At 69.8% G+C, this 12,310-nt stretch carries 8 protein-coding genes; 2 read left to right on the top strand and 6 right to left on the bottom strand.

What is annotated here, in order from left to right; all coding sequences use genetic code 11:
- Positions 1-13: 13 nt before the first annotated feature.
- From RH94_RS26420 to RH94_RS26410, 3 genes are all read right to left on the bottom strand, one after another.
- Complete coding sequence (locus RH94_RS26420; protein ID WP_073950601.1) at positions 14-1,732, bottom strand: protein kinase family protein; 1,719 nt, start codon at positions 1,730-1,732, stop codon at positions 14-16.
- Between the two features lie 118 nt (positions 1,733-1,850).
- Positions 1,851-4,187 carry a murein biosynthesis integral membrane protein MurJ gene (murJ, locus tag RH94_RS26415; protein WP_073950599.1) on the bottom strand — a complete coding sequence of 779 codons (2,337 nt, stop codon included), beginning with the start codon at positions 4,185-4,187 and terminating at the stop codon, positions 1,851-1,853.
- Positions 4,188-4,233: 46 nt separating this feature from the next.
- On the bottom strand, positions 4,234-6,621 hold the full coding sequence (locus tag RH94_RS26410) for a DUF6049 family protein (RefSeq protein WP_073950597.1): 2,388 nt from the start codon (positions 6,619-6,621) through the stop codon (positions 4,234-4,236).
- A gap of 298 nt (positions 6,622-6,919) precedes the next feature.
- Here RH94_RS26410 and RH94_RS26405 point away from each other — a divergent pair, with 298 nt between their 5' ends.
- Complete coding sequence (locus RH94_RS26405) at positions 6,920-8,395, top strand: CCA tRNA nucleotidyltransferase (protein WP_199881065.1); 1,476 nt, start codon at positions 6,920-6,922, stop codon at positions 8,393-8,395.
- A 110-nt stretch (positions 8,396-8,505) separates the two neighbouring features.
- Here RH94_RS26405 and RH94_RS26400 read toward each other — a convergent pair whose 3' ends face one another.
- From RH94_RS26400 to RH94_RS26390, 3 genes are all read right to left on the bottom strand, one after another.
- A complete protein-coding gene (locus tag RH94_RS26400; RefSeq protein ID WP_073950596.1) occupies positions 8,506-9,768 on the bottom strand; it encodes an MFS transporter in 1,263 nt (420 codons plus the stop codon).
- 96 nt (positions 9,769-9,864) lie between these two features.
- A complete protein-coding gene (locus RH94_RS26395) occupies positions 9,865-10,947 on the bottom strand; it encodes an inositol-3-phosphate synthase (RefSeq protein WP_073950594.1) in 1,083 nt (360 codons plus the stop codon).
- 45 nt (positions 10,948-10,992) lie between these two features.
- Entirely contained in the window at positions 10,993-11,676 is a 684-nt protein-coding gene (locus tag RH94_RS26390; RefSeq protein WP_073950592.1) for a PadR family transcriptional regulator, read from the bottom strand.
- Between the two features lie 397 nt (positions 11,677-12,073).
- On the opposite strand from RH94_RS26390, the gene RH94_RS44670 reads away from it, so the two are divergent.
- Positions 12,074-12,310, top strand: a 237-nt coding sequence (locus RH94_RS44670) for a hypothetical protein (RefSeq protein WP_234426073.1), incomplete at its 3' end; no start/stop codon positions are given.

Here is a 12,310-nt window from a genome sequence, read left to right as displayed (position 1 = left end):
CCTCGGTGAGACGTCAGCCCATGAACTTCACATCGGTGATGCCCTGTTTGTAACCGGCCCCGCTGTAGCCGTCGTAGGGCGCCTTGGGCACGTCTGTGATCCACAGCAGCACGTACTGCGTCTTCGACGACTCCGTCGCCTTCACCGTGAGAGAGGTCCCGTTGGTGGTCGCGGTTCCGATCTTCTTCATCCCCTCGATTCCGGTCGAGGGGCTCAGGGAGTCCGTGGCGTAGAGGTGGACCGTGGTGTGGTCGCCGGCGTAGCGGAGCCCTATCGACGCTGCGGAGATCTCTTTGACCGAGCCCAGGTCGTAGGCGATGCCCACACCCGGCTTGTAGGGGGCGAGCCTCGGGCCGTCGGCGTAACTCCTGGTCCGCCAGTACGTGGAGCTGTCGCCGTCATAGGTCTTGTCGACATCTCCCGCGGCCTGGGCGCCACCGCTGACGACGTACTCCTGCGCTCCTTGGACCTGGATCGGCTTGACCGGCTTCGGCTGCTTGTCGTCCTTTTCGTTGTCGTCCTGCGTCTGGGTCTGGGTGTCGTCGGGCTTGCCGCCTCCGCCCATCAGGGCGTCCGCGAGCTGCCAGCTGCCCAGACCCAGGGCGGCGATGAGCAGCGCCGAGACGGCCCACTTCAGGGCCTTGCCGGTGCGGCTCTGCAGCGGGGGCGGCGGGGCGGGGACCGGCTGGGTGACGCCGGGGTGCGGCGCCGGGCGGCCGTACGTGCCCTGCTGGTACGAGGTGTGCTGGTACTCCGGCGGTGCGGTGAACGCCGGCTCCGGAGGACGGATGCGCGGCATCTCGCCGATCGCCTTGACCAGTTCCTCCGGCGTGGTGCACGCCGCCTCGTGCCGTGAGGCGGTGGCGCCGTCGTTGGCGAGGGCACGCATGGCGAGTTCGGACAGGCCGCGGTGGACGCCCGCGCGCACCTGGTCCGGGGCGATGAGGCCGATGTCCTTGGGCAGGCCGGACAGGCCGTAGGCGTCGTTCTCGTACGGCCAGCGTTGGGTGAGTGCCGCGTACAGCAGGGCGCCGATCGCCTCGGTGTCGGTGCGCTGCGGGGTGTCGGAACTGACGCCGCGCAGCGCGGCGTTCACGGCCAGGCCGCGGATGCGCCACTGGCCGGTGGAGGCGCGCAGCACGGCGTTGGGGTTGAGCCGCAGGTGTGCGAGGCCCTCGCGGTGTGCGGCGGCCATCGCGGAGGCGATCTGGCTCACCAACTGGTAGGCGTCGTGCGGCTCCAGAGGCCCGGAGGACAGCAGCGTGGTCAGCTCCGTCGCGTCGGGCAGCCATTCGTGGACGACGTAGACGAGGTCGTTCTCCTCGACGGCGTCGAGGACCTGCACGAAGCGGGGGTCGCCGAGCAGCGCGGAGGAGCGGGCCGCGGCCAGCACGGACCGGGCGCGGGCGTGGTCCGCGGGCAGGAGGTGCACCCCGACGGCGCGACGGAGTTTCTCGTCCACCGCTCGCCAACTGCTGAATCCGTCCAGACGGGTGACGCACTCCTCGAGGCGGTAGCGCCTGGCCAGCTTGTGACCGCTGTGCAGTTCGGGAGGCGAGGTCTCCTTCCCGGAACTTCCGGTCCCGGCGCTCCCCTGCGCCTCGTCGTTGTTCATGTCCCGCTTCTGGTGCTGGGCCACCCCGTCGGACGTGGACTGGTCCGCCTTGGCGGTCAGCGACTCCTCGCCGCTGTTGTCTGCCACGTCGACGGCAGCCGTACTCCGTTCCGCCACCGTCGCTCCTGCCTCCCCATCCATCGCACGCTGTCCGACGCCGAAACCAATTGTGCCCACAGTCCGCCGCTATGCACGACACACAGCTGCGGACGATGGTTGTGCGCCTACCCCCGCCTCAACGCCCCAGGCGCCCGCGGACCATACCCACGAGCGAGTTGACCTCCTCGATGCGCATGCGGCGGGCGGCGAGGAAGAAGACGCCGAGCAGCAGGGCTCCGCCGGCCAGCAGCGCGGCGAACGACCCCACGACGCCCTGGCCCAGCGTACGGCTGATGCCGTAGCAGGCCGCGCCGCTGACCAGTGCCGCCGGCACCGAGGCGATGCACAGCCGGGCGTAGGTGCGCACCACCCGGGATCCGTCGAGGTCGCCGCCCAGCCGCTTGCGCAGCCGCCGCCAGGCGACACCGACGCCGATCGCGTACGCGAGACCGTAGACGGCGGCCATGCCCGCGACGGCCCAGCGGGCCGGGAGCAGGAAGTAACACAGGACCGAGGCGGCCGCGTTGACCGCGGCCACGATGACCGTGTTGTAGAAGGGCGTGCGGGTGTCCTCGTAGGCGTAGAAGGCGCGCAGGACGACGTACTGCACGGAGTAGGGGATCAGGCCGAGGCCGAAGGCCATCAGCATGTAGCCCATGTTGGTGGCGGCCCCGGTGCCCGAGGAGCCGAACATCAGCGTGCACATCGGGATGCCGAGAGAAAGGAACCCGAAGGCGATGGGCACGATGGCGACCGCCGTCGTCCGCAGCCCCTGCGAGATGTCGTCGCGGACGGCACCGGCGTCGTCCTCTGCGGCCGAGCGCGAGATGCGGGGCAGCAGGGCCGCCATCAAGGAGACAGTGATGATGGCTTGGGGCAGCCCCCAGATCAGCTGTGCGTTGGCGTAGGCACTGAAGCCGGTACCGGGGATGTTCGTGTCGGTCACCGCCGCGGTGGCCAGCTGGGTGACCACCAGGGCGCCCGCCTGGTTGGCGAGGACGAAGAGGATCGTCCACTTGGCGAGCATCGCGGCCTTGCCGAGGCCGTGCCCCTTCCAGTCGAAGCGCAGACGGAGCTTGAACCCGGTCTCGCGCAGGTACGGGATCATCGCGAGTGCCTGCACGACGAGGCCGAGAAGCACGCCGACGCCCAGCAGGCGCTGTCCCTCCGGCGGGATGTTCGTGACGGTCATGTGGGAGTTCGCGGCGGTGCCGTAGACCCACAGGAACGTTCCGAGCGTGACGATGATGACGATGTTGTTCAGGACCGGCGTCCACATCATCGCGCCGAACTTGCCCCTGGCGTTGAGGATCTGCCCCATCACCACGTGGACGCCCATGAAGAAGATCGAGGGCAGGAAGTACCGGGTGAAGGTGACGCCGACCTCGTTGGCCGCCGGATTGTTGGCGACCGGGTTGGACAGCATCCGGACCAGAAGCGGTGCTGCGAACATCGTGATGGCGGTGAGCGCACCCAGTGCGACCATCACGAGGGTGAGCAGCCGGTTGGCGAACGCCTCGCCCCCGTCGTCGTCCTCCTTCATGGCGCGGACGAGTTGCGGGACGAACACGGAGTTCAGGCCGCCACCGACGGTCAGGATGTAGATCATCGTCGGCAGCTGGTAGGCCACCTGGAAGGTGTCGCCCAGGAGGGCCGTGCCCAGTGCGGCCACGATCATCGCCGAACGGATGAACCCGGTGAGCCGGGAGACCATGGTGCCCGCCGCCATGACGGCGCTCGACTTCAGCAGGCCCGATGCCTTCCCGCCCTTCTTCGCCGGGGCGGGAGCGGGCGCGGACACGGCCGTCGCGGCCGCGGCCTCGGCAACCGCCGGTGCGGGGGCGTACGGGCCCATCGGCCCCTGACCGGCGGCCGGGGCCGGGGCGGGACCGGGAACCGAGGGCACTTCGGCCGGCGGGCGTCCGTCGGACCGCTGCGGGGACTGGTAGTCGTGCTGTCCGGGGTTCGGGTAGCCGTGGCCGCTCTGGCGCGTGTCCTGATAGCCGCTCTGCTGCTGGTCCCGGAAGAGGTGGGCGAAGGCGTCCGGCTCTTGGCGGTTCTCGCCGGAGTGGCTGACCAGGTCGTCGACGCCGACGAACTGCGTGGTGCGGGGGTCCTCGCCGTGCGGCAGGTACTGGGTGGCGCCCGACGGCTCCGGCGGCGGGGTCTGTGCCCACACCCGCGGGTCGGGGGCGTGCGGCGACTGCGGGGGGCGCCCGTAGAGCGGCTGCTGCGACCCGTGGGCGCCGGGCGGCGGCGGGGGGTGCGCGGCGCGGTCGTACAGTGCCTCGCCGACCGGGTCCTGGGCGGTGAGGTCCTGAGCCCGGTAGGGGTCCTCGTCGTAGGCGTCCTGGAGGTACATGTCCGCGGGCGGCTGCGGCGGTACCTGGCCGTGCTCGGGCGGCGGGGCGTCGGGGTCGTCGCCCGAGCTGCCCACGGCGCGGCCGCGGTCACCGTCGTACGGCGCGTTCATGGATTACCCCACCTCATCGTCCCGGGCCCTCCGGGCCACGACATGCTCAACGGTCCACTTTCTCACCCGTGCCGGACGGGTCGGCGTTTTCCGGTGCGGTGTCCGGTGCCGGGTCACTCGGCTGCTCCGGGGCGCCGTTCTCCGGCTCGGCCGTGCTCTCGCCGCTCCCGTCGGCGGCGCCCTCCCCGCTGTCCGCGTCCGTTTTCCCGGCGTCCTCGGCCGTCCCGGCGCCCTGTGCGGCCTCCCGGGCCGCCGCCCGCTTGCGCTGGGTGTACATGCGGAAGCCGGCGAGGACGAGCAGCAGGACACCGCCGCCGATGACCAGCATCACCGTGGCCGTGATCTCGGTGACCTTCACGTCGAAGGTGACGGGTGCACCGTACTCCCGGCCGTCCTGCGTGTAGAGCTGGGCGACCACCGTCACGGGACCGTTGGCGTTGGCCGATGTGGTGAACTTCACGGACTGGCTGTGCCCGCCGGAGACCGCGACGGGCTGCTCCGAGTAGGCCTTGCCGACGATCTTGAGGCGGGTGGGATTGGTCGAGGTGAGCCGCAGCACCAGGTGGTCGACGCCCTGCACCAGGTTGTTCTGCACGGTCACCGGAATCGTGGCGCTGCGGCCGGAGAGCTTCGTCTCCGACTTGTCGATCAGTTTGACCTGTTCGGAGAGGTCGTCGAGGTACGCCTCCACGCCGTCCCGGAAGTGCTCCGCCTCGGCGGGCCGGCCGCGCCACGCCGTGGACATCTCCCGGTTCATGGCACGTCCGAAGGGGGTGGCGACCCGGGACTCGTCGGTCAGGACGACCTTGAAGTTGTCGACCTTGTCCTGTGTTCTGGCGATCGCCGCGAAGGCGGAGCGGCCCAGTTCCTTCTTGCGCAGCGAGGAGGGGTAGGCGGCGGTCGACGGGACCTTCGTGGCGGCGCCGGGGTCCGGCGCCGCCTTGGTGGCCGCGGCCAGGTCCTGCGACTGGGACCAGGTGCTCTGCTGGAGGGCCGTCAGTGCCTGCGCCATGGCCTGGGCCTGGTGCGCGGTCGGCATGCGCTGCGGGGCCACGACGATGCTGCGCTGCTTGTTCGTCTGGTCGTGGAGTTCCAGGCTCTGGGCGAGGAACCGCTGCACGGCGAGTGTGGTGGCGCCGGCCCGCGACAGGTCGCCCTCGAACGCCGTCGACAGACGCTCGTCCGCGACGACCGCCGTGGTGCCGCCGCCGATGGGACGGGCCGCCGAGGGCGTGTAGGTCATGTCGCCGGTCTCCCGCAGGCTGTCGCTGCGCGCGATGACCTTGTCGGCGCCCGCGGAGGTGGCGACCTTGACGATCGAGGGGTCCACGGCGCCGTCCACGGGCCAGGCGAAGTCCGTGCTCGGTTTCACATGGAGCACCGTCTCCACCGTGCCGGCGGCGACGTCGGTGGCGTCCTTGAGCTGGCTCAGCGAGCCGGTCACGCTCGTGCCGCCGTGGGCGAGGGAGGCCAGGTCGGGGTCGGCGAAGGGCAGTGCCACGACCTCCTTGCCCGCCACCGCCTGCTGCAGCTCGGCCAGCCATTGCTTGGCGGCCGCCTGGTGGGTGCCGGGGACGGGCGTGCCGCCGTCCGTCTGGATGCGGTAGTTGCGGGTCATGGCGTCGACGGACGCCAGCAGGTCGGGGTCGATGACCCAGGTGACGTCGAGGTCCTTGCCCAGCGACAGCATCTGCTCCAGACGGCCGCCGGGAGCGATGTCCTTGGCCAGGTCGTCGTTGAGGAAGACCGGCGTCTGCTGGGCGCCGGGGCCCGTCTCGGCGGTCATGTGGACGTCGGACACGAGCGGCCACAGATAGGTCGCCTTCGTCTTCGTGTCCGCATCGGCCGGCTGCCACGGCAGGAACGTGTGCCGGATGCCCAGGACCTGCTCCCAGGGTTGTGCGGAGGTCCGGCCGGACAGCGAGACGGAGAGCTGGTAGACCCCGTCCGCGCCGAGGTTCAGCTTGTCGACCGGTACGGAGATGTTGAAGTGCTCGGCGATACCCGGGGCGAGCCTGGGGAACTTCTGGACGTACTTGCCGCCGACCTCGGAGCCGTCGGTGCCCGGCTCGAACGCGGTGCGCCGGGCCACGGCGTCGATCGCCGAGCGGGTGTTCAGTTCCTGACCCACGCGCAGGTCCACGTGGGCGTCGGTGACCGCCTGCTTGCCGTTGTTCGTCACGGTGCCCGAGACGGTCAGCGTGTCCCCGTCCGAGGGCACGCTGGGACTGAGGGAGTCGAGGGAGACGGCCACCGTGCGTGAGCCCGACGCGGCCCGGAGGGAATCCTGGCCGGCGGCGTGCGCGGCCGGCGCGGCGGGCAGCTGGACCAGCCCGGTCAGCAGGGGCGCCCCGGCGAGCAGTGCCCCGGTGCGCCGCAGCAGGCGGCGGGCAGGTGAGGGACAGGTCCCCTGGAAGTCTGCCGCCTCGGCCACGCGCTCGCCCGTCCCTCGTCGTCAGTGGTCGTCGGAATGTGCGTCCACGCATGGTAACGATGTGCGCCGAAGGGAAGTGCCTCGGAGGCAGCCACACGATCATGGAACGCCGACGGCTGCCCTGGATATGCGTGTATCCGGGGATGCTGTTCGTTATGTCACAAAGGCTGGTCCTGGGCGGGTAACGAAGGGTCTGTCGCCACATCCCGTGGGATGCCGCCCCCGTGCGCCCACCGGACGCCCGCGCGGGAACAATGACGGCGCGGCCGACAGCCCGGGCCACGTACCCTTTTCTGTTGTGCCGAACGCCAATGAAGACACTTCCCCTGCCTTGAACCAGGTGCAGCAGCGCGCGGTGAGCGAACTGCTGCGGGTGGCCCCCGTCGCCGACGATCTCGCGCGTCGCTTCCAGGAGGCCGGGTTCTCCCTCGCCCTGGTCGGCGGCTCGGTCCGGGACGCGCTGCTCGGCCGGCTCGGCAACGACCTGGACTTCACCACCGACGCCCGCCCCGAGGACGTACTGAAGATCGTGCGACCGTGGGCCGACGCCGTGTGGGATGTCGGGATCGCCTTCGGCACGGTCGGGGCGCAGAAGCAGGTCCGCGTCGGAGACGCTGACCGATGCTTCCAGATCGAGGTGACCACCTATCGGTCGGAGGCCTACGACCGCTCCTCGCGCAAGCCCGAGGTGTCGTACGGCGACTGCATCGAGGAGGACCTCGTCCGGCGTGACTTCACCGTCAACGCGATGGCCCTGGCATTGCCGGAGAAGACATTCATCGACCCGCACGGCGGCCTCACGGACCTCGCGGCCCGCGTGCTGCACACCCCCGCCACGCCCGAGGAGTCCTTCTCCGACGACCCGCTGCGCATGATGCGGGCCGCGCGTTTCGCCGCCCAGCTCGACTTCGAGGTCGCCCCCGAGGTCGTCGCGGCGATGAAGGAGATGTCCGCACGCATCGACATCGTCTCGGCCGAGCGGGTCCGGGACGAGCTGAACAAGCTGATTCTGTCGGCTCACCCGCGCAAGGGCCTGACCCTGCTCGTCGACACCGGTCTCGCCGACCATGTCCTGCCCGAACTGCCGGCCCTGCGTCTGGAGAGCGACGAGCACCACCGGCACAAGGACGTCTACGACCACACGCTGATCGTCCTGGAGCAGGCGATGGCGCTGGAGGAGGAGGGCCCCGACCTGACCCTCCGCCTGGCTGCCCTCCTGCACGACATCGGCAAGCCGCGCACACGACGTTTCGAGAAGGACGGCCGGGTCTCCTTCCACCACCACGAGGTGGTCGGCGCGAAGATGACCAAGAAGCGCATGGCGGCGCTGAAGTACTCCAACGAGCTGGTGAAGGACGTCTCCCATCTGGTCGAGCTCCACCTGCGCTTCCACGGCTACGGCACCGGCGAGTGGACGGACTCCGCGGTCCGCCGCTACGTCCGTGACGCGGGTCCGCTGCTCGACCGGCTCCACAAGCTGACCCGCTCGGACTGCACCACCCGCAACAAGCGGAAGGCGGCCGCGCTGTCCCGGGCGTACGACGGTCTGGAGGCACGCATTGCCCAGCTCCAGCAGCAGGAGGAGCTCGACGCGATTCGCCCGGATCTCGACGGCAACCAGATCATGGAGATCCTCGGCATCAAGCCCGGCCCGGCCGTCGGCAAGGCGTACAAGCACATGCTGGAGCTCCGTCTGGAGAACGGGCCGATGGGGCACGATGCGGCGGTGGCGGCCCTCAAGGAGTGGTGGACCGAACAGGACGGGCTGGGCTGACACCGCGCGGCGGGGCGATGTTTCACGTGAAACACGCCCCGGGAGAACACCGAGGGGCGATGTTTCACGTGAAACATCGCCCCTTCATCAAGGAACCGTCGACGTGACACCTACCGGCGTTCGAAGCCGGCCATGATGGTCGCAACCCCTGCATAGATGACAGCGACTGTGACCACCAGCACGGCCGAGCGGCCGTCCGGTGGCAGTATCAGCGTGGCGACGCCCGCAGCGCCCACGAAGGCGACGTTGAACAGCACGTCGTACACGGAAAAGATCCGGCCGCGAAAGCCGTCATCGACCGCGGACTGCACCACTGTGTCCGTGGCGATCTTCGCGCCCTGAGTGGTCAGCCCCAGGATGAACGCCGCAACCAGCAGGGGGCCGGCGGTGAACGGCAGGCCGAGGGCGAGTTCGAGGACCGCCGCGAAGCCGGCGCACACGGCGATCCAGCGGGCGGGTCCGAGCCGTCCCGCCGCCCACGGCGTCACGACGGCCGCCGCGAAGAACCCGGCACCGGAAAGCCCCAACGCCATCCCGAGCAGACGCAGTCCGTCCTTCGTGTTCGAGGTCAGGCCATAGCGGCACAGCATCAGCACCATGACCGTCAGAGCGCCGTAGCAGAACCGCATCAGCGTCATCGACGCCAGCGCCCGGACGGCCTCCCGGCGCGGCGGTGCGGCGAGATGCCGTATGCCCGCCATCAGGCCGCGCGCGGTGCCGGTCAGCGCGGCACCCAGCCGGGGGCGGGCCGGGCTCCGGTCGGGGCCGAGCAGTTCCGGGGCCATGAGGAGCGAGGTGAGCGCCGAGCACAGATAGAGGGCGGCTCCCAGCAGCACCACGGCAGCGTCGGAGTCCGCGCCCAGCAGTCGTACGAGGAAGGCGAGACCGCCACCCGCGAACGCGGCCAGGGAGCCGGCGGTCGGCGACAGGGAGTTGGCCATCACCAGTCGCTCGGCGTCGACCACGCGCGGCAGCGCGGCGGAGAGTCCGGACAGGACGAAGCGGTTGACGGCGGTGACGCACAGGGCGGAGACGTAGAACAGCCAGTCCGGCACGGCGGCGACCATCAGCACCGCGGTGGCGGCCGCCATCACCGCGCGCACCAGATTGCCGTAGAGGAAGACCTGGCGGCGCCGCCAGCGGTCCAGCAGGACACCGGCGAACGGGCCGACCAGGGAGTACGGCAGCAACAGCACCGCCATCGCGGAGGCGATCGCGGCGGCCGAGGTCTGCTTCTCCGGGGAGAAGACGACGTACGTGGCGAGCGCGACCTGGTAGACCCCGTCCGCGCCCTGGGAGAGCAGCCGTACGGCGAGCAGGCGTCTGAAGTTCCTCAAGCGCAGCAGAACGCGCAGGTCACGGACGACGGGCATGGGGCACAGCCTCACATACGGCAAGGCCCCTGGGAGCACACATGGTGCGCCCAGGGGCCCGACAGCCCTGGCAGGAGCGGTTTCAGGAGCGGAAGGTCAGCGCTCGACCTCGCCGCGGATGAACTTCTCCACGTTCTCGCGGGCCTCGTCGTCGAAGTACTGCACCGGCGGGGACTTCATGAAGTAGGAGGACGCGGAGAGGATCGGGCCACCGACGCCACGGTCCTTGGCGATCTTCGCGGCGCGCAGGGCGTCGATGATGACACCCGCGGAGTTCGGGGAGTCCCAGACCTCGAGCTTGTACTCCAGGCTCAGCGGGACGTCGCCGAAGGCGCGGCCCTCCAGGCGGACGTAGGCCCACTTGCGGTCGTCGAGCCAGGCCACGTAGTCGGACGGGCCGATGTGGACGTTCTTCTCGCCGAGTTCCCGGTCGGGGATCTGGGAGGTGACGGCCTGGGTCTTGGAGATCTTCTTGGACTCCAGGCGGTCGCGCTCGAGCATGTTCTTGAAGTCCATGTTGCCGCCGACGTTCAGCTGCATCGTGCGGTCCAGGATGACGCCGCGGTCCTCGAACAGCTTCGCCATGACGCGGTGCGTGATGGTGGCGCCGACCTGCGACTTGATGTCGTCACCGACGATCGGCACGCCCGCCTCGGTGAACTTGTCCGCCCACTCCTTGGTGCCGGCGATGAAGACCGGCAGGGCGTTGACGAAGGCGACCTTGGCGTCGATGGCGCACTGGGCGTAGAACTTCGCCGCGTCCTCGGAGCCCACGGGCAGGTAGCAGACGAGGACGTCGACCTGCTTGTCCTTGAGGACCTGGACGACGTCGACCGGGGCCTCGCCGGACTCCTCGATGGTCTCGCGGTAGTACTTGCCGAGGCCGTCGAGGGTGTGGCCGCGCTGGACCGTCACCCCGGTGGAGGGCACGTCGCAGATCTTGATGGTGTTGTTCTCGGAGGCGCCGATGGCGTCCGCGAGGTCCAGGCCGACCTTCTTGGCGTCGATGTCGAAGGCGGCGACGAACTCGACGTCACGCACGTGGTAGTCGCCGAACTGCACGTGCATGAGGCCCGGGACCTTGGACGCCGGATCGGCGTCCTTGTAGTACTCCACGCCCTGTACCAGCGACGCGGCGCAGTTGCCCACGCCGACGATGGCTACGCGAACCGAACCCATTGGCGGTTGCTCCCTGTGTGTACTCGGTGAAGCCCCGACGGGACCTCACGTGGCGGTGTCGTCGGGCGTATCCGGCCGGGAAGGTTCCCCGGGCCGGGGCAGGCCGCCCGTCGCTCCAGTGGTGGTGTCCTGCGAGGCGGGCTCCCCGGAGCCGGAACCCTTGAGGTCCCGTCCGGCCCGCTCGCTCTCGATGAGCTCGTTCAGCCAGCGCACTTCGCGCTCCACGGACTCCATTCCGTGGCGCTGGAGCTCGAGTGTGTAGTCGTCGAGGCGCTCCCGGGTGCGCGCCAGGGAGGCCCGCATCTTCTCCAGGCGCTCCTCCAGCCGGCTGCGGCGGCCCTCGAGCACGCGCATGCGTACGTCACGCGACGTCTGTCCGAAGAAGGCGAAGCGTGCGGCGAAGTGCTCGTCGTCGTACGTGTCGGGGCCCGTCTGGGAGAGCAGCTCCTCGAAGTGCTCCTTGCCCTCGGCCGTCAACCGGTAGACGATCTTGGCGCGGCGTCCCGCGAGTGCGGCGGAGACGGCGTCCTCCGGTGCGTTCCCCGGCTCCTCGATCAACCAGCCGTTGGCGACCAGCGTCTTGAGGCAGGGATAGAGCGACCCGTAGCTGAACGCCCGGAACACACCCAGTGACGTATTGAGTCGTTTGCGCAGCTCATAGCCGTGCATCGGAGATTCACGCAGCAGTCCGAGTACGGCGAACTCCAGGATCCCGGAACGCCGGCCCATCGTCGCCTCCTCCCTGCCGCGACCCGGTGCGGTGGGTGCCGCTCCAAGTGCCATAACGGTCTTTATCTCGCCCCGATGTATCGACTCGATACATCACGACGATAGAACGGTGCTTCGGATGCGACAAGAGGGGATCGGGTGAACGGGGTCACATCACCGTTCTGTTGAAGCCAAGTTGCCTGGTTTGGGGTGAACTTCGGGGTTCAGCGGGTTGCGGTGGTGCGTAGTCTGTGCGCCATGCATACCGCCGGGAACCGTGTGACGCCTGGGGACGTCCTCGTCCCGGGTGCAGTACGGGTGAATGAGCGACCGACCGCATCCGTACTTCGGGGGGACCGGAAACCAGCCGCCGTTTCCAGGCGCGCCAGGATGCGCCTGCCCGAGGAGTAGTCGTTCGATGAGCGAGCACCGTCGCAAACCGCCGCAGCCGCAGGGAGGCGGACGTGCCGCGGCCCGACGCGGCCAGTCCGGTTCGTCCGCCGGCCGCCGTGCGGCACCGCGAGGCGCCACCGGATCTCCTGCCGACTCCTATGGGGCCGGTTCGCATGGATCGGGTCGTGGGTCGGGTCCGTACGGCGCGGGAGGTGAGGAGCGCCCGTACGGCAGCCGTGCCGAGGCCCGCCGGGCCGCGCAG

The sequence above is a fragment of the Streptomyces kebangsaanensis genome (assembly GCF_001906585.1).
In the GTDB taxonomy this organism is placed as follows: Bacteria; Actinomycetota; Actinomycetes; order Streptomycetales; family Streptomycetaceae; genus Streptomyces; species Streptomyces kebangsaanensis.
This window is presented reverse-complemented; position numbering and strand designations above follow the sequence as displayed.

Coding starts and splice junctions, on each gene's coding strand:
- murJ (WP_073950599.1), bottom strand. CDS start 4,187: ATGAACGCGCCGTACGACGGTGACCGCGGCCGCGCCGTGGGCAGCTCG.
- RH94_RS26400 (WP_073950596.1), bottom strand. CDS start 9,768: ATGCCCGTCGTCCGTGACCTGCGCGTTCTGCTGCGCTTGAGGAACTTC.
- RH94_RS26395 (WP_073950594.1), bottom strand. CDS start 10,947: ATGGGTTCGGTTCGCGTAGCCATCGTCGGCGTGGGCAACTGCGCCGCG.
- RH94_RS26390 (WP_073950592.1), bottom strand. CDS start 11,676: ATGGGCCGGCGTTCCGGGATCCTGGAGTTCGCCGTACTCGGACTGCTG.